Annotated in this window: 20 protein-coding genes; 13 read left to right on the top strand and 7 right to left on the bottom strand. The window is 34.6% G+C overall.

Going from position 1 to position 23,279, the window contains the following annotated elements; genetic code table 11:
• Window positions 1-65: 65 nt before the first annotated feature.
• The 3 genes from QLQ95_RS13270 to QLQ95_RS13280 all read right to left on the bottom strand — a co-directional run bounded on the left by QLQ95_RS13270 (window position 66) and on the right by QLQ95_RS13280 (window position 3,664).
• Window positions 66-2,042, bottom strand: a complete 1,977-nt coding sequence (locus QLQ95_RS13270) for a urocanate hydratase (RefSeq protein ID WP_428238593.1) — start codon at window positions 2,040-2,042, stop codon at window positions 66-68.
• Window positions 2,043-2,498: 456 nt separating this feature from the next.
• The gene (locus QLQ95_RS13275; protein WP_095928729.1) at window positions 2,499-3,473 is read right to left on the bottom strand and encodes a 2-hydroxyacid dehydrogenase; all 975 of its coding nucleotides are present in this window, start codon (window positions 3,471-3,473) and stop codon (window positions 2,499-2,501) included.
• Window positions 3,474-3,484: 11 nt separating this feature from the next.
• A complete protein-coding gene (locus tag QLQ95_RS13280; RefSeq protein ID WP_095928730.1) occupies window positions 3,485-3,664 on the bottom strand; it encodes a C1orf53 family protein in 180 nt (59 codons plus the stop codon).
• Window positions 3,665-3,779: 115 nt separating this feature from the next.
• Here QLQ95_RS13280 and QLQ95_RS13285 point away from each other — a divergent pair, with 115 nt between their 5' ends.
• From QLQ95_RS13285 to hemL, 4 genes are all read left to right on the top strand, one after another.
• Complete coding sequence (locus tag QLQ95_RS13285; RefSeq protein ID WP_095928731.1) at window positions 3,780-4,115, top strand: hypothetical protein; 336 nt, start codon at window positions 3,780-3,782, stop codon at window positions 4,113-4,115.
• Window positions 4,112-5,020: a 1-aminocyclopropane-1-carboxylate deaminase/D-cysteine desulfhydrase gene (locus tag QLQ95_RS13290; RefSeq protein WP_095928732.1), complete on the top strand. Its 909-nt coding sequence runs from the start codon at window positions 4,112-4,114 to the stop codon at window positions 5,018-5,020. Before QLQ95_RS13285 ends, QLQ95_RS13290 begins: the two co-directional genes overlap by 4 nt.
• On the top strand, window positions 5,013-5,912 hold the full coding sequence (locus QLQ95_RS13295; RefSeq protein ID WP_095928733.1) for a glucosaminidase domain-containing protein: 900 nt from the start codon (window positions 5,013-5,015) through the stop codon (window positions 5,910-5,912). Before QLQ95_RS13290 ends, QLQ95_RS13295 begins: the two co-directional genes overlap by 8 nt.
• A 110-nt stretch (window positions 5,913-6,022) precedes the next feature.
• On the top strand, window positions 6,023-7,309 hold the full coding sequence (hemL, locus tag QLQ95_RS13300) for a glutamate-1-semialdehyde 2,1-aminomutase (RefSeq protein ID WP_482500250.1): 1,287 nt from the start codon (window positions 6,023-6,025) through the stop codon (window positions 7,307-7,309).
• Between the two features lie 44 nt (window positions 7,310-7,353).
• Here hemL and QLQ95_RS13305 read toward each other — a convergent pair whose 3' ends face one another.
• Window positions 7,354-7,794, bottom strand: coding sequence for a hypothetical protein (locus QLQ95_RS13305; protein ID WP_320492910.1), 441 nt, complete (start codon window positions 7,792-7,794; stop codon window positions 7,354-7,356).
• Between the two features lie 284 nt (window positions 7,795-8,078).
• Here QLQ95_RS13305 and QLQ95_RS13310 point away from each other — a divergent pair, with 284 nt between their 5' ends.
• From QLQ95_RS13310 to QLQ95_RS13345, 8 genes are all read left to right on the top strand, one after another.
• A complete protein-coding gene (locus tag QLQ95_RS13310; RefSeq protein WP_095928736.1) occupies window positions 8,079-9,548 on the top strand; it encodes an MFS transporter in 1,470 nt (489 codons plus the stop codon).
• Between the two features lie 6 nt (window positions 9,549-9,554).
• Entirely contained in the window at window positions 9,555-10,604 is a 1,050-nt protein-coding gene (locus tag QLQ95_RS13315) for an MFS transporter (RefSeq protein WP_482500251.1), read from the top strand.
• Between the two features lie 85 nt (window positions 10,605-10,689).
• The gene (locus tag QLQ95_RS13320; protein WP_482500252.1) at window positions 10,690-12,906 is read left to right on the top strand and encodes a molybdopterin oxidoreductase family protein; all 2,217 of its coding nucleotides are present in this window, start codon (window positions 10,690-10,692) and stop codon (window positions 12,904-12,906) included.
• A 19-nt stretch (window positions 12,907-12,925) separates the two neighbouring features.
• Complete coding sequence (locus tag QLQ95_RS13325) at window positions 12,926-13,495, top strand: 4Fe-4S dicluster domain-containing protein (protein ID WP_482500253.1); 570 nt, start codon at window positions 12,926-12,928, stop codon at window positions 13,493-13,495.
• Window positions 13,496-13,506: 11 nt separating this feature from the next.
• Window positions 13,507-14,016 carry a QcrA and Rieske domain-containing protein gene (locus tag QLQ95_RS13330; protein ID WP_095928739.1) on the top strand — a complete coding sequence of 170 codons (510 nt, stop codon included), beginning with the start codon at window positions 13,507-13,509 and terminating at the stop codon, window positions 14,014-14,016.
• Between the two features lie 18 nt (window positions 14,017-14,034).
• Window positions 14,035-14,289: a DUF6755 family protein gene (locus QLQ95_RS13335; protein ID WP_095928740.1), complete on the top strand. Its 255-nt coding sequence runs from the start codon at window positions 14,035-14,037 to the stop codon at window positions 14,287-14,289.
• Between the two features lie 13 nt (window positions 14,290-14,302).
• Window positions 14,303-15,322: a 2-hydroxyacid dehydrogenase gene (locus QLQ95_RS13340; RefSeq protein ID WP_095928741.1), complete on the top strand. Its 1,020-nt coding sequence runs from the start codon at window positions 14,303-14,305 to the stop codon at window positions 15,320-15,322.
• A 27-nt stretch (window positions 15,323-15,349) separates the two neighbouring features.
• Window positions 15,350-15,946, top strand: a complete 597-nt coding sequence (locus QLQ95_RS13345) for a hypothetical protein (protein ID WP_320492914.1) — start codon at window positions 15,350-15,352, stop codon at window positions 15,944-15,946.
• Window positions 15,947-16,031: 85 nt separating this feature from the next.
• Here the strand turns inward: QLQ95_RS13345 and QLQ95_RS13350 are convergent, their stop codons facing one another.
• The 3 genes from QLQ95_RS13350 to lysS all read right to left on the bottom strand — a co-directional run bounded on the left by QLQ95_RS13350 (window position 16,032) and on the right by lysS (window position 22,153).
• A complete protein-coding gene (locus QLQ95_RS13350) occupies window positions 16,032-18,839 on the bottom strand; it encodes a VIT domain-containing protein (protein WP_482500254.1) in 2,808 nt (935 codons plus the stop codon).
• A gap of 82 nt (window positions 18,840-18,921) precedes the next feature.
• Window positions 18,922-20,067, bottom strand: coding sequence for a S1 family peptidase (locus QLQ95_RS13355; protein ID WP_482500255.1), 1,146 nt, complete (start codon window positions 20,065-20,067; stop codon window positions 18,922-18,924).
• 385 nt (window positions 20,068-20,452) lie between these two features.
• Window positions 20,453-22,153, bottom strand: a complete 1,701-nt coding sequence (gene lysS, locus QLQ95_RS13360) for a lysine--tRNA ligase (protein WP_095928745.1) — start codon at window positions 22,151-22,153, stop codon at window positions 20,453-20,455.
• A 293-nt stretch (window positions 22,154-22,446) separates the two neighbouring features.
• Here lysS and QLQ95_RS13365 point away from each other — a divergent pair, with 293 nt between their 5' ends.
• Window positions 22,447-23,250, top strand: a complete 804-nt coding sequence (locus QLQ95_RS13365; RefSeq protein WP_428238599.1) for a hypothetical protein — start codon at window positions 22,447-22,449, stop codon at window positions 23,248-23,250.
• Window positions 23,251-23,279 lie beyond the last annotated feature (29 nt).

Consider the following 23,279-nt stretch of genomic DNA (forward strand, 5'->3'; position numbering starts at 1 on the left):
GAGCGAGTGAAAGTCCTTTCATTTCTGTAAGCCCTCGATTTCGCTCAGTATGACATTATGTTATTTTAAAGCAAACTTTCGTCAACTAAATTAGGTAAAGTCACTTTTAATAAAGGTTCAACTTCCATGGCTCTTTTTATGGCAAAAACAGCACCTTCATTTCGAGCCCAGCTTCTTCTTGAAATTCCGTTGTTAACATCCCAGAAAAGCATTGATGCTAAACGTTTTGAAGCCTCTGTAGAACCATCAAGAACCATACCAAATCCGCCGTTTATAACCTCGCCCCAGCCAACTCCGCCTCCATTATGAATAGAGACCCAAGTTGCTCCTCTAAAGCTGTCTCCAATTACGTTATGAATTGCCATATCGGCTGTAAAGCGAGATCCGTCGTAGATGTTGGAAGTCTCTCTATAAGGAGAATCAGTTCCTGAAACATCGTGATGATCGCGTCCTAAAACAACCGCGCCAATTTCACCTTTTGCAATTGCCTGATTAAAAGCTTCAGCAATTTTAATTCTGCCTTCAGCGTCAGCATACAAGATTCGAGCCTGTGAACCTACAACCAATTTATTTTCCTGTGCGCCTTTAATCCATTTAATATTATCCTGCATTTGTTGCTGAATTTCATTTGGAGCAGTTTCAGCCATTTTTTCCAAAACTTCGCAAGCAATCGCATCTGTTTTTAATAAATCTTCAGGTTTACCTGAAGTACAAACCCAACGGAAAGGACCAAATCCATAATCAAAACACATTGGGCCCATAATATCCTGAACGTAACTTGGATATTTAAAATCGATATTATTTTCGGCCATTACATCGGCTCCTGCACGAGAAGCTTCTAATAAAAAGGCATTTCCGTAATCAAAAAAGTAAGTTCCTTTTGCGGTGTGTTTGTTAATAGCATCTGCGTGACGGCGTAAGGTTTCCTGAACTTTTTCTTTAAATAATTCTGGATTATTGGCCATCAAATCATTGGCTTCTTCAAAAGAAATTCCAACCGGATAATAGCCACCAGCCCACGGATTATGAAGCGAAGTCTGGTCTGAACCTAAATCGATCTTGATATTTTCCTCATCGAAACGTTCCCAAACATCAACCACATTTCCTAAATAGGCAATCGAAACGGTTTCTTTATTCGCTTTCGCTAAAGTTACTCTGGCAACCAATTCGTCTGTAGAAGTTACCACTTCATTAATCCATCCTTGTTCGTGACGGATTTTAGTAATTTTCGGATTTACCTCAGCACAAACCGTAATGCAACCTGCAATATTTCCTGCTTTTGGCTGTGCCCCCGACATTCCACCAAGACCAGAAGTTACAAATAAACTTCCTTCAGGATTTTGTTTTATTTTTCTAAAACCATTTAAAACCGTAATTGTCGTTCCGTGTACAATTCCTTGAGGGCCAATGTACATATAACTTCCAGCCGTCATTTGTCCGTATTGAGAAACTCCTAATGCATTCATTTTTTCCCAATCGTCAGGTTTCGAGTAATTCGGAATCACCATTCCGTTGGTAACCACAACTCTTGGCGCTTCTTTATGCGAAGGAAACAATCCCATCGGATGCCCAGAATACATGGTTAAAGTTTGTTCATCTGTCATTTCAGACAAATATTGCATCGTCAATAAATACTGAGCCCAGTTTTGGAAAACGGCTCCATTTCCTCCATACGTAATCAATTCATGCGGGTGTTGTGCCACTGCATAATCCAAGTTGTTCTGAATCATATGCATAATCGCTTTCGCTTGCAATGATTTTCCTGGATATTCGTCAATTGGTCTTGCATACATTTTGTAATCTGGACGAAGACGATACATATAAATACGGCCGTATTTTTCTAATTCTTCTGAGAATTCAGGAAGTAATTCGGCGTGATGTTTTGGATCGAAATAACGTAAAGCATTTTTCAGCGCCAACTTTTTTTCTTCTGCCGAAAGAATTTCTTTTCGTTTCGGAGCATGATTAATTGCTGGATCGTAAGCCTGTTTTGATGGTAGTATAGAAGGTATTCCTTGTTGTATTTGTTCTTTGAAAGTCATTTTTTAGAGATGCTAAGTTGCTAAGATATTGCGGTTAGATTAACAACAGATTAATTTTTGTTTTTTTAATTATGCCGCCCCGCTGGAGCTTAAATGTGACTGACGGTTAATTTGTTCTATAAATATTTAGCTCTTCTGGAGCTGATAAAATAAAGACTTGCAAATGCGAAATATTTATAGAAAAACAGTAACCCCAATATAAAAGCTCCAGAGAAGCAAAATATTAGCCGATGAAATTGGAATTTAAAATTTATTTTAATTACCTCATTTTCAAATTGCCTCATTGGCAAATTGTCACATTTTCTAATTAAAAAGAGCTAGGGATAACGGATATCCGACCTATGATACGATTTGTAAATCGTAATCTTAAACTTTCTTGAACGAATATCCATTTATAATTTTAGATTTTAGATTGTTGATTTTAAATTGGAATTTGGAATTTAAAAAATTGGAATTTTAAATATAAACTTCCTCATTAACACAAAACGGCATTTTTTTATTTTCAAAAAGCGCAATAATATTTTGAGCTGCGCAAATCGCCATTGCATTTCTAGCTTCATAAGTTGCAGAGCCAATATGTGGTAAAATGCAACAATTAGGAAGTGATAATAACGGATTATCTGATTTCATTGGTTCAGGATTGGTAACATCCAATCCTGCGCCCCAGATTATACTATTCGTTAGCGCCTCAAATAAATCATTTTCATTATGAAATTTTCCTCTTGCCGTGTTGATGAAAATCGAATTAGATTTCATTTTAGCAAAAGCATTTTTATTGAAAATTTCGTTATTTTCTTCTGTATAATTCGAATGAACACTCAAAACATCACTTTCTGCAAGTAACGTTTCAAAATCTACATATTTCGCATCCAATTCTTTTTCGGCAATTTCATTATGAGAACGATTGTGGTAAATTATGTTCATTCCGAATGCGGCCTTACATTTTTTAGCCATTTCAAAACCAATTCTTCCCAAACCGAAAATTCCCAGCGTTTTACCGTAAAGTTCCTGTCCTAAATTGGCCAAAGGGTCAAAACTTCCCCAATCATTATTTAAAATTCTTTTATGATTGAAAAATGACTTTCTCGCAACACTTTGCATCAATAAAAAAGCAACATCCGATGTCGCTCTGCTTAAAACATCGGGCGTATTTCCAACAGGAATTTTTCTGCTGTTTGCCGATGGAATATTGACAGAATCAAATCCGACAGAAAACAAAGCAATTCCTTTTAAATTGGGACATTGCTGAAAAAAATCTTCATCAAACTTGTTTGTGCCAACATTCAGCAACGCATCATGTTCTTGACAGATTTTTATAAACTCTTCTCTTGACAATGCATTTTCTGTGGGATTTATTGTAAAGGTAATGCCTTTGTCTTGAAGCAATTTAATGCCATCTTCTGGTATATTTTTATTGATAAAAACCTTCATCCTGTGGTATTCTAATTTTTATTTATTCTTCCTGTTTTTTTATCATATCCGTACGGACAGTGGCGACAACCGCTTTTGCAACAATAACCACGTTTTAAATGATGTTTTTCAGTAAAGCATTTGTAACCTTCGGGCGTATAGTAAAAATCTTCGCCTTCGATTAATTTATTTTCATTACTTTGCTCTTTCATAAATCTGCTTCGGGTTCTTTTTCGGATAAACTAAAATCAAAAATATAAATATTTGATTATGATTTTATTGAAATCGAACAATTTTATAGCTACAAATTTATAAATTTTACAGCCAATGTTTCTGATTGTTGCTAAATATTTAATTCCGAAAGGGTATCGAGGAATGACTTTATTTCCTTTCGTTTTAGTTAAATATGATTTTGATAAAGCAAACGGGACTTTTGTAAATCATGAAAAAATACATTTGAGGCAACAGCTAGAAATGCTAGTTCTGCCATTCTTTATTTGGTATGTTTTGGAATTTTTAATTCGTTTAATTCAATACAAAAACAAAGATCTAGCGTATCGAAATATTAGTTTTGAAAGAGAAGCTTACACAAAAGAAACCGATTTAAATTATCTGAAAAACAGATCTTTTTTCCAGTTTCTACATTACATTAAATTAAAATGAATCCAGTTTTCAATCAATCCATCAATATTCAATTTCCGAATGATATTTCGTTGACTATAAAGCGTGAAGATCTCATTCATCCTTTTGTTTCGGGGAATAAATTTAGAAAACTGAAATACAATTTACTTCAGGCGAAAGCCGAAAATAAAACCACTTTACTGACTTTTGGCGGAGCATTTTCCAATCATATTGCAGCAGTTGCTTATGCAGGAAAAGAACAAGGCTTCAAAACCATCGGAATAATTCGAGGCGATGAACTTTTAGATAAAATAGAAGAGAATCCAACCTTGAAATTTGCCCAAGAAAATGGGATGCAATTTGAATTTGTTTCAAGAGAAGAGTATCGTTTGAAAGGTGAAAAATCTTTTATAGAAAAGTTGAAAGATAAATTTGGCGATTTTTATTTGGTTCCAGAAGGAGGTACAAACGAATTGGCAGTAAAAGGCTGCGAAGAGATTTTAACCGAAGAAGATTCGGTTTTTAATTACGTATGTTGCGCAGTTGGAACAGGTGGTACGATTTCGGGATTAATTAATAGTTCGTTGCAAAATCAGAAAATTTTGGGCTTTCCAGCGTTAAAAGGTGACTTTTTAACCGATGAAATTCGTATTTTTGCAAAAAAAGATAACTGGAATTTAATTTCTGACTATCATTTTGGAGGTTATGGAAAGATAAATTTAGAATTAATCGAATTTATTAATGCTTTTTTTGAAGAAAATAAAGTACCCTTAGATCCAATTTATACAGGAAAGATGGTTTTTGGCGTTATAGATTTAATCAGCAAAAATTATTTTCCTGCACATTCAAAAATTTTACTCATTCACACAGGCGGATTGCAGGGAATTGATGGAATGAATATAAAGTTGAAGCAGAAGAAATTACCAATACTAAAAACCAATGATTAAAAAAATTGTATTACTTCTCGTAATATTAGCTTTAGCAAGCTGCTCTTCTAGTAAGGCTGCTATCGCGACGACTAAAAAAGCGGCAGCAGTTCAAACTCGAACGGCAGCGACAAAAAGAAGTACTCCTGTTAAGCCAATCGGTAAAAACTACCCTTCTACAAATAATACAACTGAGGTTATTCAATCTACTTCCAAAACAGTTGTTACCAGCGATTTGATTAATAATTATGTCTTGCTTTACAAAGATATTGCAATGGGAAACATGAAAACGTATGGAATTCCAGCGAGTATTATTCTGGCGCAAGGAATTTTGGAATCGGGTGCAGGTAGAGGAGATTTGGCTGTAGATGCTAATAATCATTTTGGTATAAAATGTCATAATGATTGGTTAGGAGAAAGTGTTCGTCATGATGATGATTCGGCTCAGGAATGTTTTAGAAAATATCCTCAGGCATCAGAATCCTATAGAGATCATGCTTTATTTTTGGTTGGAAAAAAGCGATATGCAACTTTATTTACTTACGAAAAAGACGATTATAAATCTTGGGCAAAAGGCTTGAGAGCGGCAGGTTATGCAACAGATCCGAAATATCCAGATAAGTTAATTAGTTATATCGAACGTTATAATCTGCATCAATACGATTGCCAGGTGACAGGAAGAAACTATGTGCCAATTAATACTTCGGCTCCACCCAAAAAATCATCTTATGATGTCGCTTCTGATCCAAAGATCAATATGAGCCAATATGATCCAAATTCATACGAAGTTCAAAAAGGAGATACATTGTATTCCATATCAAAGAAATTCAATTTATTGGTTGAGGATTTAAAAAGAAAAAATAATCTAACGGATAATGCTATTTCAATTGGACAGAGACTTAAGGTTAAGTAATTAAGTGTTCAGTCTCAGTGGCAGTTTCCAGTTCTGTTGAAATTAATCTAGAAATTAAAATAGGTTTTCAGTTTTAATCTAAAATCTGAATTCTAAAATCAAAAATAAGAATGTTATATAAAAGAAGTAGTCAGCTTTTTGCTGAAGCAGTAAAAGTAATTCCGGGAGGAGTAAATTCACCAGTAAGAGCATTTAAAGCCGTTGGCGGAACTCCGATTTTTGTAAAAAGTGCCAAAGGTGCTTATTTATATGATGAAGACGGAAACAAATTAATAGATTATATTAACTCTTGGGGACCAATGGTTTTAGGTCACGCTTATCAGCCAGTTGTTGATGCTGTTATTGAAAAAGCAAAACTAGGAACTTCATTTGGTATGCCGACTGAATTGGAAACTGAAATTGCGGCTTTGGCTGTTTCTATGGTTCCAAATATTGACAAAATTCGTTTTGTAAATTCAGGTACAGAAGCTTGTATGAGTGCAATTCGTTTAGCTCGTGGATTTACAAAAAGAGATAAAATTGTAAAATTTGCAGGTTGTTACCACGGACATTCAGATTCATTTTTGATTCAAGCAGGAAGTGGAGCTGTAACTTTTGGTTCGCCAAATAGCCCTGGAGTTACAGAAGGAACTGCAAAAGATACTTTGTTAGCCAAATACAATGATTTAGAGAATGTAAAAACTTTAATCGAAGCTAATAAAGGAGAAATCGCTGCGATTATCATTGAAGCAGTTGCAGGAAATATGGGATGTATTCCGCCTCAAGAAGGATTTTTGCAAGGTTTAAGAGATTTGTGTGCTGCAAACGGAATTTTATTGATTTTTGATGAAGTAATGACAGGTTTCCGTTTAGCTCGCGGTGGTGTACAGGAATTATATGGTATCGATGCTGATATCGTGACTTTTGGAAAAGTTATCGGTGGTGGATTGCCAGTTGGAGCTTTTGCGGCACGAGAAGAAATTATGAATTATTTAGCTCCTCTTGGACCAGTTTACCAAGCGGGAACATTATCTGGGAATCCGTTAGCAATGGCAGCGGGTTTGACGATGCTAAAAGCACTTGATTCTGACAGAGAAGTTTTTACTCGTTTAGAAGAAAAAACGGCTTATTTAGAAGCAGGAATTGACAGAGTTTTAAAATCAAATAATGTTGAGTTTACGATCAATAGAGTTGGTTCTATGATCTCGGTTCACTTTGATGCCAATCCAGTTACTGATTTCCAAACTGCTGCAAAAGGAGATAACGAAACATTCAAGAAATTCTTTCACGGATTATTGCAAGAAGGTGTTTACATCGCACCATCTGCATACGAAACGTGGTTTATTACAGATGCATTAACTTACGAAGATTTAGATTTTACAATCAATGCGATTGATAAAGTATCGAAAACATTTTAAATAATAAAAAAGAGGCTTTCAAAGCCTCTTTTTTTTGCATCAAATTAGATTTTATCTTTTTTGTGCTCTTTCATTTTATCCCTCATTTTGTCTTTTTTCTCTTCTTGCAGGGCTTTCCATTTTGTGTATTGATCAGCTTTTAAGATCGATTTCATTTTAGCATCATTTGCTGCGATTTCGTCTTCCATTTGTTTTTTGAAAGCCGCTTTTTCTTCAGCAGTTGGTTTTGTGTTGCTATCTTTTTTTTCTTTTCTAGCTTCTCTAAATTTTTCGGCTTTTGCACTTCTATCTGCTAAAAGCTGCTTTACCTGCGCTTGCTGACTAGCATCTAGACTTAATTCTGTAGTTAGTTTTTGAAGCTGTTTCTCATTACGCTGTTCTGGAGTCATTCTCTCTCTTTGCTCACGCGCCGGTTTTTGATCCGTTTCTTGTGCAAAACTTGCTATTCCAACAAATAACATAGCTGCGATAAATAATTTTTTCATATTCAAGTTTTTTAATTGTTTACAGATTAGACTTTATTAATTAAAACAGGTTTAATCACTCTTTTGAAATTGTGTTTTATTTAACAGATTGATTACCAGTTTTTGAAAGAATGAATTTAAATAAGATTATTATAACGCTAAATATTTGACAGTAAGTGTATTGCTTTGGATTTTTTTTTTAACTTTAGTAAACTATTGCTTTTCTGTTGTTTAGGAAAAGCAATTTCCATGATTCCCATATTTCAGTAATAGATTTTCAAAAACACAATTTAATACTTTATTCTATGGCAGATCTTTCCCAAGCCCACCGCATCCTTTTTTTAAACACTTTGGCATTTGCAATCTGTTTTGCATGCTGGACACTCAACGGAGTACTGGTTACTTTTTTAGTTGATAAAGAAATTTTTAACTGGAGTGTCGTACAGATCGGATGGCTTTTAGGGATTCCTGTTCTTACAGGATCGATTATGAGATTGCCAATGGGAATTTTAACCGATAAGTTTGGAGGCAGAATTGTGCATTCTGCTTTATTGATTTTGGCATCAATTCCATTGTTTCTTTTACCTTTTGCGACTTCTTTTACTGTTTTTGCTATTCTAAGTTTCTTATTCGGAATGGTCGGAACTAGTTTTGCTGTAGGCGTAGCTTCAACTTCTGTGTGGTATCCAAAAGAATGGCAAGGAAGAGCTTTAGGAATTTTCGGAATGGGAACTGCAGGAGCCTCAATTACACCATTTCTTGCACCTTCTTTATTAAGTACATTCTCAGAAAGCGATCCTGAAAATGGTTGGAAATGGCTTCCTATTCTATACGGTTCTGCTTTATTATTGATGGGAATTGTATTTCTGATTTTTGCCAAAAACAAAAAAAGCGAAGCACAGTCCAAAACGGTAAAACAATTATTACAGCCTTTAAAGAGCGTGCGTGTTTGGCGTTTCGGAACTTATTATTTCTTAGTATTTGGCTCGTTTGTTACTTTCTCACAATGGCTTCTGCCAAATTTTATGAATGTCTATCACACCACTTTAGTTTTGGGCGGAATCTTTACTTCTTGTTTTAGTTTACCTGCAGGTGTCGTACGCGCTTTTGGAGGTTTTTTATCGGATAAATTCGGGGCTAGAAAAGTGATGTATTGGGTTTTGAGTTCTTCAGTCGTTTTAAGCTTTTTACTATTGTTTCCGAAAATGGATATTACAACATCAGGAAGCGGGTTGTTATCTAGCAAAGCAGGAACAGTTACGTCTGTAGCACCAGATAAAATAGTAATAGATGATAAAGAATATAACATCGCTCAAAAAGATGAAAGTCAGCCACATTCTAAATTTTTCCCATCCAAAAAAACATGGCAGGAAGTGGTTGTAGAGCAAAACCAAAAAGTGCAAAAGAAAGATTTATTGGCAGAAGGAATTACACAAATTCATTTTGAAGCCAATATGTGGGTGTATTTAGTTTTGGTTATTCTAATAGGAATTTCGTGGGGAATTGGTTCTGCCGCTGTTTACAAACACATACCAGATTATTTCCCTAATGAAGTGGGAGTAATTGGCGGAATGGTTGGACTCTTAGGTGGTTTAGGCGGATTCTTCGGGCCTATTATTTTCGGGTATTTATTGTCATTTACAGGATTCTGGACGAGCTCATGGCTTTTTATTTTGGCGTTATCTCTGACTTGTTTAATCTGGATGCATCGTGTAATTGTGAAAATGACAAAAGAAAAACTGCCTGAAATGGCTAAAGATATTGAGCGAAAATAATCTGTCATGAAAGAAAAAACATTTAATACAAAAGCTTTATTAATTGCAACGGCCGCTTCGGTTTTTATGGTCGTATTGGTTTTCTATGGATCAAGAAAACTGCAAAATTTTGATGCGGCTTTGGTTACCTATCTGTTCGGAACTCTGTTTGCATTTTTCGGAGTGGTGTATCGATACACGGTTTGGCTGCAGCGACCTCCAACTTGGATGTATTTCAAACGCGGCATTCAATTTCTCTTTACAGGAAAAGTCTTTTCGCATTTATGGTTTTTAGGGAAAGAATCGGTTGAAAATATTGCTTTTCAGAAATTTATTTATCCAAGAGGAAAATACAGATGGCTGGCTCATTTTTGCATTGCAATTGGCTGTTTTTCGGCTTTTGCTATTACTTTCCCGCTCACATTTGGATGGATTCATTTTACCTTGGCACCCAATTCTATTTCTGTTTACGAAGCCCATTTTTTTGGTTTTAAAGTAATGGATTTCAGATTGGATTCTATTATGGCATTTCTGACTTTCCATGCCTTAAACTGGTCTTCTTATCTGGTTATTTTCGGTTCTCTTTATTATTTAAGAAGACGTTTAACCAATCCAGGGTTAATTGCCACACAGACTTTTGAAGGCGATTTACTGCCACTTCTTTTATTAATTGCCATTTCGGTTACAGGTTTATGTCTGACGTATTCATATCAGTTTATGAAAGGATTTGCGTATGATTTTCTGGCTGTAGTTCATGCCGTAACGGTTATTATGTTTTTGATATGGATTCCCTTTGGAAAGTTCTTCCATATTATTCAGCGACCGGCTCAAATTGGTGCGCATATTTACAAAAAGGAAGGAATGAAAAAAGGAATGGCTATCTGTAAAGAAACCGGAAAACCTTTTACAACTCAGCTTCACATTGATGATTTGAAAATTGTAACGAAACAATTAGGTTTTGACTTTAGTGATGATGAAGGAAATTCACACTTAGATTTAAGTCCCGAAGGAAAACGAGATCGTTTAGCGAAAGCACATTTAAAAGCAAGAATTGAAGGCGGAAATTTATTTGGATAAAAATATAGTTTCAAGTTTAAGGTTTCAAGTTTCGTAGCAGAACGTGAAACTTGAAACATGAAACCAAAAAACAACAAAAAAAATCATGGCAAAACTACCTGTATCAACTGAAAAAATAATTGAAGCATTTGGTCCGCATCTGAATTATACGCCAAAAGAAGGATATTCAGGACGTGATGAACCAGATAAAACGGTTAAAACACATTGTTGTTTCTGCGGAATGCAATGTGGTATTCAATTATCTGTAAAAGACAATAAAGTGGTTGGTTTTGAGCCTTGGATGGAATTTCCGTTCAACGAGGGGCGTTTGTGTCCAAAAGGTGTTCAGCGTTATATGCAAAATAATCATCCAGATCGATTATTACATCCAATAAAAAGAGTAGAAGGCAAAGGATTTGAACAAACCACTTGGGATGAAGCAATGGATAAAACCGTTTCTGAAATTAAAAGAATTCAGGAAAAATATGGGAAACATGCGTTTTCGATGTTATCTGGAGTTTCGTTAACTAATGAAAAAAGTTATTTGGTTGGGAAGTTTGCTAGAGTAGCTTTAAAAACAAGAAATTTAGATTACAACGGACGCCTTTGCATGGTAAGTGCTGGCGCAGGAAATAAAAAAGCATTTGGTTTAGATCGCGCTTCAAACAATTATTCTGACTTAGAATATGCTGAGGTTATTATAGTTGCTGGAGCCAATATCAGCGAAACGTTTCCCACTTTAACCCATTGGATTTGGAAAGCCAGAGATCGAGGTGCAAAACTGATTGTTGTCGATCCGCGTGTTATTCCGTTAGCAAGAACAGCCGATATTCATTTGGATGTAAGGCCAGGAACTGATTCTGCTTTGTATGGTGCAATGCTGAAATATCTCGTAGATCACGATATGTTAGATCATGATTTTATTGATAATCATACTTCAGGATTTCAGGAAACGATTGATGCTGTAAAAGAGTATACATTAGAATGGGCAGAAGAAGTTACTGGAATTTCGAAAGAAAAAATTAAAGAAGCGGCCGAATTATGGGGAAAAGCAAAAACGAGCTTTTTACTGCACGCAAGAGGAATTGAACATCACTCAAAAGGAGTAGATAATGTTTTGGGATGCATTAATCTGGTTTTGGCAACTGGAAGAATTGGAAGACCCTATTGCGGTTACGGAACGATTACCGGACAAGGAAATGGTCAGGGCGGAAGAGAGCACGGTCATAAATGTGATCAGCTGCCTGGAAACCGTGATATAGAGAATATGGATCATCGAAAATACATTGCCGATGTTTGGAAAATAAAAGAAGAAGATATGCCGCATAAAGGCATTACAGCTTATGAAATTATTGAAGCAATTCATAGTGGTGAAATAAAAGGATTGATTTCGATCTGTTTTAATCCGTTAGTATCTCTTCCAAACAATAATTATGTGCGTTCTGCTCTTGAAAAATTAGAGTTTTATGTTGCGATAGATTTCTTTTTAAATGAAACGGCCCGTCATGCGGATATTGTTTTAGCAGGTTCATTGCAGGAAGAAGAGGAGGGAACAACAACTTCAGCTGAAGGGCGCGTTATCCGAATTCGTCAAGCCGTAACGCCTCCGGGAGATGCCAGAACAGATACTTCAATATTATTAGAATTGGCAAAAAGGTTAGGAGAAGAAGATAAGTTTACCTACGCAGACAGCGAAGCCATTTTTAATGAATTGCGTGTCGCTTCAAAAGGAGGAACTGCCGATTACAACGGAATTACCTATAAAAAAGTAGAAGATAATATGGGCATTTTCTGGCCATGTCCAACCGAAGATCATCCTGGAACGCCAAGATTATGGGAAGATAAAAAGTTTGCAACTCCAGACGGAAAAGCACATTTTAATCCTGCTCCGTATAAATTGCCAGGCGAAATTACAGATGAGGAATATCCGATAATATTAACTACGGGACGAGTTGTATCTCAGTATTTAAGCGGAACACAAACAAGAAGAATTGGGAAATTAGTAGATCAGTTTCCGGAACCGTTGTTGGAAATTCATCCAGAAATGGCCCAGAAATATAATATTCAGCAGAGAGAATTAGTAAAAGTTTCAACTCGAAGAGGAGAAGGAATTTTTCCTGCCAATATTGTAGAAACCATTCGAAAAGATACTGTTTTTGTACCGTATCATTGGCCAGGAAAAAAATCTGCCAATCAGTTAACGCCCGGAACTTTAGATCCTATTTCAAAAATTCCAGAATTTAAAGTTTGTGCTTGTAAGCTGGAACCTTTGGGAGAAATCGAAAATTCATCAGACAAATCAAATGCTTATGCGAGTGTTTAATCTATAAAAAGCAACAATTATGAATTTAACCAATTATAATAAAAACGAAGAGTTTTTTGTAGACTTACAAAGATGCATTGGCTGTAAAGCTTGCGAAATGGCCTGTTCTGAATGCGAAACTAATGGACAGGAATCGATGATTCATGTTAATTATGTAGAGCGTGCCGTTACCATTCAGACCACAGTTCAGGTTTGTATGCATTGTGAAGATCCAGTTTGTGCCAATGTTTGTCCAGCTGATGCGATTTCGCAAGATGAATTCGGAGTAGTTCATACTGCAAATACAGAACGCTGTATTGGCTGTTCCAATTGTGTAATGGCTTGTCCGTTTGGAGTTCCAAAGAAAATGGAAGAATACGATTTAATGATGAAATGCAACATGTGTTACGATAGAACCAGCGTTGGCAAAAAACCAATGTGCGCAACGGTTTGTCCGAGTGGCGCCTTGTTTTATGGAACTCGCGAACAAATCGAAGAAATGCGTCCAAATAGCACTCCAGTAAATTCATTTATTTTTGGAAAAGAGCGCGTAAATACAAAAGTAAATATCATGATGCCTAAGGGAAGCAACGAATTACGAATATTCTAAATCTAAAATCCATGTCTAAAGAAGATAATTTAAAAGAAAATTGGAAAAAAGATTTTCCTTATAAAAAGCAGGAATCGACACAGGTAAGCCGACGTGATTTTGCTAAATTCCTTACGCTGGTTTCTGGTGGTTTAATGGTGGGCAGCGGATTGGTAGCGGCAAAAGCCTATTTACTGCCAGCTGATGAAGTGGTGGGCGAACATTTTGTATGCGATGTAAAAGATATTCCGTTGGGCGGAACGAGAGGTTTTGTGATTGAAGGAAGTACCATTCCGTATATTTTAGTGCATTTAGAAAGTGGCATGTTTAGAGCTTTTGAGCAAAAATGTACACATCTTTCGTGTGCCGTTTATTACAAACCGGGAACAGGAATTATTCATTGTCCTTGTCATGAAGGTTCTTTTGATGCTTTGACTGGTGATGTTATTGCTGGGCCTCCGCCAAGAGCTTTGCCTCAGTTGGAAGTGGTTTTAAAAGGAGAAAAGATTTTTGTAAAAGCTTTTGAAAATAAAGCGAGTTAATTGTTTAAGAAATATATTATGAGTACATTTAGAAAAAGCCAAAATCAGGCAAATCCAAATAAGTTGAATGTTATTCTTTCTACTTTAATATTTGTTTTAATCTTAAATGTAAGCATCCAAATTTGGTTGTTGTATGCCGCTTTAAACAATGCATTAGATAATAATAAAGAGATTTTGATTCCAGCATTTATAGGTTCGCTTATTTTATTTTTAATTGGTTTTGGATGGCTGTATTATCTGCCAAAAGGGAATTTTAGAAATAATAAAACATAAATAATTCACTATTATGAGCTCAAATCTTGGCGCAAAAAAAATCGCTTTTTTCTCGACCCAGCCTTACGACAAAACGTTTTTCAATAAATACAATGAAGATTTTGGTTTTCAGCTGGACTTTTTTGAAACACAGTTAAATCCTCAGACGGTAGCTTTAATAGAAGAGTGCGAGATTGTTTGTGTTTTTGTAAATGATATTGTAAACGAAACTGTCATTAAACAATTAGCAGAAAAAAAAGTAAAAATAATTGCTTTACGCTGCGCTGGTTTTAATAATGTCGATTTAGAAGCGGCTAAAAAACACCACATAAAAGTTTGCCGTGTTCCTGCATATTCTCCTCAAGCGGTCGCCGAACATGCCATGGCGATGATTTTAACTTTAAACAGAAAAACACATAAAGCTTATAATAGAGTTCGCGAACAAAATTTCTCTTTAAACGGATTATTAGGTTTCGATTTATTCGGAAAAACAATTGGAATTATAGGAACAGGAAATATCGGAAAAGCATTTTCTAAAATAGCGTTAGGTTTTGGCTGTAAAGTTTTGGCGTATGATATTGTTGAAAGTGATGAAATGAAAAAAGACGGCGTTTCTTTTGTTGGTTTAGAAGAGATCTTCAAGGCGAGTGATATTATTTCTTTGCATTGCCCTTTAAACGATCAGACGAAACATGTAATCAATAAAACTTCGCTGACTTTCATGAAAGACAGTGTTATGATTATCAATACGAGCCGCGGCGGATTAATAGAAACATCGTCGGTTATTGAAGGCTTAAAAGAAGGGAAAATAGGTTATTTAGGAATTGACGTTTACGAACAAGAAGAAAAATTGTTCTTTAGAGATTTATCGGCAGACATTATTCAAGACGACGCGATTCAGCGTTTAATGAGTTTTCCGAATGTATTGGTAACAGCGCATCAAGCATTTTTTACCAACGAAGCTTTAACTCAAATTGCATTGGTGACTTTCAATAATATAAAATCATTATTGACGCAGAATGATATTGAAAATAAAGCAGCATTATTAGTGTAATCGATCGCGAATTTAAAACATCAGATTATGAAAAATAGATTTCTGATTTTAATTATAATTTTGGCATTATCATCTTGCCAAAACAAAGACAATTCAAAAAATATTGTAAAAACAATTGTTCAAGATACCTTGTCTAAAACTCTTGGCGGAACGGCCGATTTAAGTGAAGTTTCCGAAAAAAATAATAAAGAAGTAGAATTAATTCGAAAACAATTGCTGATTTTATTGGAGAAAGATTTACCCGCAATGACAAAAGAAGACAGATCTTTCTATTATGAAGCTTTCGATTTAAATAACGATAAGAAAGAGGAATATTTTGTTGGTTTCTCTAATTCTTATTTCTGCGGAAGCGGAGGCTGTTCAGGATATATTTTAAAGAATGACGGAACTGTGATTAATCGTTTCTCTGTAACCGATTTTCCAATTTATGTAACCACTTCAGCAACAGAAAAATTTTATGATTTGATATTTGAAAGCGGAGGAAAATTTCATCTTTTAAAAATGAAAGGTGGAAAATATCCATCTAATCCTTCAGTTCAAGAAGTTATAAAAGGGGATGTTCCAAAAGAAAGCACAAAGGTTTTGGATATTCAAGGGAAAAAATTGGAGAAGTATTCATTTTAAAATAAAAAACCCGACAGATTTCAAAATCTGTCGGGTTTGAAATATTATAAATCCTAATTTTGGAGTTTGGAATTTTTATATTTTTCTAAAACTCAAATTCTCCAATTAAAATTTTACTATCACTTTCACGTTTGTTTTCTTTTTGACTCTGGAAAACAGCAATTTTTCGTTCCTGTCTGCCATCAGAATAGTAAAGATAAACTTCTGCCATTACAGTGGTTGGTCCAGAAAGAATATTCTGTCTCTCACCGAAGAAATTCGTTTTGATTTTATATTTCCCTTTAATTGCTTTTTTAAGTAAAAACTGTTCAGGACCAAAACCTTGAGTGAAATCGTTGCTTAATCTTCCTCCAATTTCTGTAGATCTATGCGAGTACGAACAATCTTCTCCTCTTGGGTCTGTTACCCAAAGATCTATGTCTGTATTGTCTTTATTCCAGTTAATAACAATACGAATGTCGACTGGAAGATTTGCTTTTAGACGATCATCTAATTTGCTTGCATCAACATTTTTGTTTTGGCTCAAAATATTATTGATTTCCATAATCAAGATTTCTTCAATACCATTATCCCTCACAGAGATCTCATCAGTATATTCTTGATACAGCATACCTTTATAGATATTAAGAGCTTCTTGAGGTTTTTTATTGTCTACCAAAGCCAATGCATAATCTCTATGACTTTGAGGATCAAATGGTCTCCATTCTAGAATCTTTTGGGTAATCCACAATTCTTTTTCATAATTGCCTCTTTGTTTCAATAAGTATGAAATCGTTTTGTACAATTCTTCATTTTCCAAATCAAGTTCTGCCAGTGTGCTTAAAACTTTTAAAGAAAGAGCTTTGTCTCCTTTTTTGAAAAGCAATTTAGATACATCAAAATAATACGTTACCTGTTTCTCGTATTTCGGACGATTTTCAAGATATTTCTGATAGATCAATTCAGGTGATTGTAAAGACTGAAAATCTTTCATATACTCTTGAGTACTTTCTACATCTACCAAAGTTATTTTACCTGTAGAAGTTTTTTTATCGCCTGCTCTACTTTCTGCAGAATATACAGCATTATCGCTAACAACACTTTCTTCTGCCGACGACAATTTTTGTGACTGCTTAGAAATGGTAGGATACTGTTTTTTTTCTGTAGGTTTAAATTCGCTATTCCACCAAGTTGTCAATTCTCGTGTTTTATCAAAAGCTTTAGATAGAAGATTTCTTCTTTTTTCTAATATTTGTTTTTTGTTTTGCGAAACGATTTTGTTGTATTCTGGCAATAATTCCTGTGGAGGTGTGATGCCAAAACGCACATAATCATTAACATCTTCCAATACGATAAGACTAGTGTTCTTGCTTACAACCCCAAACTGTTCGCTCAGATTTCTAATTTCATCGCTGTTTTGAGTTGAATTAAGTTCAAGATCATTAATTTTTCGTTGCGACCAAAATTGTGCAAGAGGCCAATTATCTACTTGTACAGCGTTATTAAAATCTACAGGCACTTCAAATTTTTTATCTCCTACTGAAAAAACAGCAGTAAGTTTACTCAAGTTGGAAGATGAAATTCCAAATATATTCACTGGTTCGTTTACTGCGGTTCCAACATTTGGAAACAATTCCTGAAGTGTATTTGTTTCTTTAAAGCCTAAAAATACAATAGGAAGCCTTTTATATGTTTTTAGAGCAGATTGCGTATCTAATTCGTTAAGATTGATAAAATTTCCTCCAGATTGTGATGCTAAAAGTTTCAGCAAATTAAAATCAGAAGTTGGTGTGCTCGTTACAGTGTTGACCGGTTTTTTGAATTTTAAAGTTAAATCTCCAAAATTTGAAATTCCGTCAGAAAATAAAAGATATTCGTCTATTGGCGAAATTTCTTTTAAAGCACTAAAGTCGGTTCCGCCATCATATTTCAGATTAAGAATTCTGTCTTTTAAGGCATTCCAGTTTCCTCCAGAAACAGTAAATTCTTCTGTTTTTTCAAGGATATTATTTAAAAGGACAAAAGAGACTGCAACATTCTTGTTGTCTGAAAAATACGCATTAAGAAAGTCCAGTTCTTTTTGACGATCTCTCTTTGATCCGCTAAATGAATTATCCCAAATAATCGCAATTTTTTGAGATTTTGCTTTTTCCTTTACAGGGAAATTCATCGCAACACTTGCCGCAAAATAAGATTTGTCGTCAGAAGCTTTTTGAAGCATCACATTAGACGACTCGTTTACTTTAGGAATAGCTATTTTAAGGCTTTCATTTGGCGTAAAATTCACTTTATTAATTTCAGCAATCCATTGATTTCCTTTTTTCTGAAAAGTAAAACTTCCATCTGGATTTTCCGTAATTTTAGGAGTGGTTAGACTTTCATTAACTAATACTTTCAGATTAAATTTTGGGATATTTACTGCATTGGCAAAACTTAAAAAATACTGATAATCAGTAGCCGAATTTTTCAATTCCTGATTGTACGTAATTCTAATAAATCTGCTGCCTCTAGCTGTAATGGGATAGATTCTAGTTCTAAAATTGTTTCCAGCTACTTTTTCAATAATACCTGGATCTACATTTCTTTTTTCAATACTTTCAAACACTTCTTTAGCTCGTTCTTTTGGAACAGGTACGGCATCTCTTAAACTTCCATTAATGTCCAAAGCATAACCACTTACGCTTACTCCTTCTGGTAACGGAAGGGTAAAATTTCCTTCTAAAATTCTGTCGCCAGGATTGTAAAATGTATAAGTAGCTGTAGTTGAGGCAAGATTTCCTAGAATTTTGGTTTCAATTTTTACCTCCTGTAAGATTACCGAATTTTTTTTCTGATTTTCGACATCCAGAGTTGGAATCTGTGAAAAAGCGGCACCACAGAACAGTAGTGCACAGATACTAAAAAATTTATTCATAATTGATTAAGTCGATTTTTTATTTGATTGGAAATGTGAAAACCCGATTAGATTTAAGCGTCTTTTTTTTGATTTTTTCAAATTAGAGTGCTTGAATATGCTTAGCAACAATTCCAAAGTTGAAACCCTGAACCTGATCGAATCCACTGAAATTAACTGCAATCAGTTGGCCACATTCATTAAAAACAGGTGAACCACTAGCACCATGTGTGGAAGTGATACTGTATTGAATTTTGTTGCCATCAGATTCTTTACTTATTTGGCCATTGTAAAGCTGTACTTTTATACCAGAATTGGTTTGTGCCAAATCTATTCCCATCGGATAGCCCACCATTATCGCTTTTTGCCCTGGAGCTAGAGAAGTATCATTGTCAACAATATTATCAAGACTTATAATATTGGTAACGGTTTTAGGAGTTTTATGATCAGCTACTTGCAAAATGCCTAAATCAATATTGCTGTCATCTGAAACTTTTTTCATTTCGCAATTAATCCATTCGCTATCAGAATTATGAAGTGCAACTTGAATGTCTACCGTTTTTACATATACTTCAATATTTTCTGCAGAAACATATTCTTTTACTGGAATAGATGCTGCGATATCAGTTGATACTTGCGATGTATCTGTTTCTGTTTCATTAGAACTAACAAATTCTTCACCCGCTGACTCACTAGTTTCTTCGCTCGATTCTTCATATTCTCCCTCTCCTTCACCTTCATCATACGAGACAGAAGCATGTGACCAATTGTTGCTAATAAAACTTTCATAATCCTCTTCAGAAATATCGGTAGTAAGGATAGAAGCAATCTTCATTCGCAGATTTCGAATAGTAGTATTTACTTTTTCGCTTTCTTCTTCAGTTGAATTCCAAGGCTGTAAAACATGTCTATTGGTAATCATGTCTCCTTCTGTATCTACAAAAAATCCTGTTCCGTAAATGGTTTCTTCCTTAGCATCCTCAACATTAAGCGGAATTTCTTTTCCATTAATTTTAGCAAAATAGCCATATTTATGCTTTACAAGTACAACGGCGTTTTTGTAGGTATCATAGATTTTGGTATCTGTGCCTAAACAAACAGCTTCTTTTTTAGGAGTAAAATATTTAAATCCTAAAAAGCCAGCAGCCGAAATAAAGATAACAGCGATGATAGCAATTTTGTAACGATTTCTTTTTTTGTTGACTGTTGTTTCTAAGTCTTCGTTTGGGGCGATTTTTCTAATTTTCATTTAAAGGATTGGTTGAAAAATGTTAATTGAATGGGTTTGGGTTAAAAAAAAATAGACTTTACATAAAGTCTATTTTTTCTTCAAATGTAGTAATTTGTTTGCTAAAAAAAAGCAAAAACAAAATCAATTGCGCATTCAATGCCAGCCAAATTTTGTTTTGTTTTTTAATGTTATATCTAGGCTTGTGAAAGTATTTTCTTGTAAAACAATTTAGAAAAAGTAAAGTGTTGTTTTTCAGTTTTTTAAAAATAAGTTTTGATTTTTGTTTTAAATGGTGATAGGAAGAAGTATTCGTTTTAAAAAAGAAACCCGACAGGTTTTAAAAACCTGTCGGGTTTGAATATTATAAAATCCAACTTGGAATTTGGAATTTTAATTTTGGAATTTATCCAACCAGTTCCACAAATTTAAATTCACCTTCAACAGCAACTTTAGTCAAACCGTGTTTAGATAAGTTTTTCATAGATGCATCCCATTTTTTACCACTTAAATTTGCAGTAATTTTTAATTGCTGAAGATCCATTTTATTATCATTTCCTTTCAATAAATCTACAATGAATTTTTCTTCATCAGAAAGTTCAATTAGTTGTTTTTTCTCAGGACGCATTTGAGGGAATAATAAAACTTCCTGAATAGAAGCATTATTTGTTAAATACATAATCAAACGATCCATTCCAATTCCCATTCCAGAAGTAGGAGGCATACCGTACTCAAGAGCTCTTAAGAAATCTTCGTCGATAATTCCGTTTGCTTCATCATCACCTTTTGCTGCCAAACGCATTTGATCTTCAAAACGCTCTCTTTGATCAATTGGGTCATTTAATTCAGAATACGCATTTGCGATTTCTTTTCCGCAAACCATTAATTCAAAACGCTCCGTCAAATCTGGATTATCGCGGTGCTCTTTACAAAGCGGAGACATTTCTTTTGGATAATCAGTAATGAAGGTTGGCTGAATATAATTTCCTTCACATTTAGCTCCAAAAATCTCATCAATTAATTTTCCTTTACCCATTGTTTCGTCAACCTCGATTCCCATTCCACGTGCTGCTTCAAACAATTCCTGTTCTGTTTTTCCAGAGATATCAAAACCTGTAAAATGTTTGATAGAATCTGTCATGGTAACACGTGCATAAGGCGCTTTAAAGTTGATTTTATGCTCGCCAAAAGTAACTTCACTTGTGCCATTTACAGCAATCGCACAATGCTCTAATAAACCTTCAGCAAACTCCATCATCCAGTTGTAGTCTTTGTAAGCTACATATATTTCCATTGCAGTAAACTCAGGGTTATGCGTTCTGTCCATACCTTCGTTACGGAAGTTTCTAGAGAACTCATAAACACCTTCAAATCCACCAACAATTAATCTTTTTAAGTATAACTCATTCGCGATACGCATGTAAAGCGGAATATCAAGCGAGTTATGGTGCGTAATAAATGGTCTCGCCGAAGCACCACCAGGAATTGATTGTAAAACAGGAGTGTCAACTTCCAAATATCCTGCATCGTTAAAATAACCACGCATCGCACTGAATAATTTAGTACGTTTGATGAACGTTTCTTTAACTTGTGGGTTTACTGTTAAATCTACATAACGCATTCTGTAACGTAACTCAGCATCATTAAACGCGTCGTGAACATTTCCTTCTTCGTCAACTTTTGGTAACGGAAGCGGGCGCAAAGTTTTACTCAAGAAAGTAAAACCAGAAACACGAATACATTTTGCACCAACTTGTGTAGTAAACAATTCACCTTCAATACCAATAAAATCACCTAAATCGGTTAATTTTTTGAATACTTGGTTGTATAAAGTTTTATCGTCACCTTCACACAAAACATCACGATTTACGTACAATTGAATACGTCCTTCGCTATCTTGCAACTCAGCAAAACAAGCTTTACCTTGATCACGAACACTCATCAAACGACCCGCAACGATAACCTTCTTACCCTCTTCAAATGACTCCTTTATCTGCTTAGATGTATGATTTACAGGAAAAAGATTAGCCGGATAAGGATTGATTCCTAAGTTGCGTAAGTTTTGAAGTTTTTCTCTTCTGATGATTTCTTGTTCTGATAATGCCATTTTTGCTTTATTTTTTTAAGTGTGCAAAGATAAAGAAAAGAATGTAGATTTTTTAATGCAGTTTTTAGATTTTTTGCAGCATCAAATTATTGGGTTTCAATCATCTTTAGTCGGCACCGATAGCTGTTGGAATAGACTAGTTTCTAACAAATGTAAAATATGCTCTAATACCAAGTTATTCATTTACAGGGTTTGGATAAAGCCTTAAATGACAAATTTGAAGTTGTTTTAAAATGAAACTAAAATAATTCTTAAAAGAAAGTATCTTCGCTTGCATAACTTAAACCTCAATTATGAAAAAAATTCTACTTTGCTTTTTTATTGCATTTTGTTTTACTAGCTGTATCCTTAAAGAAAAGATGACTATGAACGAAGATGGTTCTGGAACTTTTTCTTATGGTTTTGATATGTCTCCGATGTATAAAATGGGAGTAAAAAAAAGTGATTCGACTAAAGTCAATAAAGTCGTTGACACTACTTTTACCTTCAAAGATATGCTTAACAAGTTAAGCGACAGTATTTCTAAATTACCAGATGCAGATAAAGAGAAAATCGAGATGCTGGAGAAAGAAAAAGAGAAACTTAAAATTTTGGAGAATTTTAAAGTTAGCATGAAAGTAAACGAAGAGAAAAAGCAATTTGAATATACAATGTCAATTGATTTTCCTAGTGGAACAGATTTTAAAACTATTGCAACACCTGCCGAAAGTTTAGAAGCGCTGGCTGCGACAGACAAAAAACGATTAGGAGCTTTAAGTGCCGCGCCAAAGCCAGAAGAAAAGTCTAATACCACCATTTTTTATGACGGTAAGGTTTTCATTAAAACGGTTACTCCTTCTAAAGACGATAAAAAAGTTAAAAAGAAAAAAGAAAACAAGAAAGATAAAAGCGACGATCCGTTCTCTAAAAAAATGGAAGAAATGATGAAAGAATGTAAATATACCGCTGAGTATCAATTTCCGAAAAAGATTAAAACAGTTTCGCTTAAAAATGCAGTACTAACAAAAGACAGAAAAGGTTTTACTGTAGAAGTTCCTCTGGATAATATGCAGGAGAGTAGTGTGGATTTTGGTTTTAAAGTAGAATTTGAGCAATAATTCGAGGTTTTCGATAAAATGTATTTTTA

This window comes from Flavobacterium sp. B330r (genome assembly GCF_056824325.1).

Bases quoted from the DNA above. Each gene is read 5' to 3' on its own strand.
- QLQ95_RS13270 (WP_428238593.1), bottom strand. From the start codon at position 2,042: ATGACTTTCAAAGAACAAATACAACAAGGAATACCTTCTATACTACCA.
- QLQ95_RS13275 (WP_095928729.1), bottom strand. From the start codon at position 3,473: ATGAAGGTTTTTATCAATAAAAATATACCAGAAGATGGCATTAAATTG.
- QLQ95_RS13280 (WP_095928730.1), bottom strand. From the start codon at position 3,664: ATGAAAGAGCAAAGTAATGAAAATAAATTAATCGAAGGCGAAGATTTT.
- QLQ95_RS13285 (WP_095928731.1), top strand. From the start codon at position 3,780: ATGTTTCTGATTGTTGCTAAATATTTAATTCCGAAAGGGTATCGAGGA.
- QLQ95_RS13290 (WP_095928732.1), top strand. From the start codon at position 4,112: ATGAATCCAGTTTTCAATCAATCCATCAATATTCAATTTCCGAATGAT.
- QLQ95_RS13295 (WP_095928733.1), top strand. From the start codon at position 5,013: ATGATTAAAAAAATTGTATTACTTCTCGTAATATTAGCTTTAGCAAGC.
- hemL (WP_482500250.1), top strand. From the start codon at position 6,023: ATGTTATATAAAAGAAGTAGTCAGCTTTTTGCTGAAGCAGTAAAAGTA.
- QLQ95_RS13305 (WP_320492910.1), bottom strand. From the start codon at position 7,794: ATGAAAAAATTATTTATCGCAGCTATGTTATTTGTTGGAATAGCAAGT.
- QLQ95_RS13310 (WP_095928736.1), top strand. From the start codon at position 8,079: ATGGCAGATCTTTCCCAAGCCCACCGCATCCTTTTTTTAAACACTTTG.
- QLQ95_RS13315 (WP_482500251.1), top strand. From the start codon at position 9,555: ATGAAAGAAAAAACATTTAATACAAAAGCTTTATTAATTGCAACGGCC.
- QLQ95_RS13320 (WP_482500252.1), top strand. From the start codon at position 10,690: ATGGCAAAACTACCTGTATCAACTGAAAAAATAATTGAAGCATTTGGT.
- QLQ95_RS13325 (WP_482500253.1), top strand. From the start codon at position 12,926: ATGAATTTAACCAATTATAATAAAAACGAAGAGTTTTTTGTAGACTTA.
- QLQ95_RS13330 (WP_095928739.1), top strand. From the start codon at position 13,507: ATGTCTAAAGAAGATAATTTAAAAGAAAATTGGAAAAAAGATTTTCCT.
- QLQ95_RS13335 (WP_095928740.1), top strand. From the start codon at position 14,035: ATGAGTACATTTAGAAAAAGCCAAAATCAGGCAAATCCAAATAAGTTG.
- QLQ95_RS13340 (WP_095928741.1), top strand. From the start codon at position 14,303: ATGAGCTCAAATCTTGGCGCAAAAAAAATCGCTTTTTTCTCGACCCAG.
- QLQ95_RS13345 (WP_320492914.1), top strand. From the start codon at position 15,350: ATGAAAAATAGATTTCTGATTTTAATTATAATTTTGGCATTATCATCT.
- QLQ95_RS13350 (WP_482500254.1), bottom strand. From the start codon at position 18,839: ATGAATAAATTTTTTAGTATCTGTGCACTACTGTTCTGTGGTGCCGCT.
- QLQ95_RS13355 (WP_482500255.1), bottom strand. From the start codon at position 20,067: ATGAAAATTAGAAAAATCGCCCCAAACGAAGACTTAGAAACAACAGTC.
- lysS (WP_095928745.1), bottom strand. From the start codon at position 22,153: ATGGCATTATCAGAACAAGAAATCATCAGAAGAGAAAAACTTCAAAAC.
- QLQ95_RS13365 (WP_428238599.1), top strand. From the start codon at position 22,447: ATGAAAAAAATTCTACTTTGCTTTTTTATTGCATTTTGTTTTACTAGC.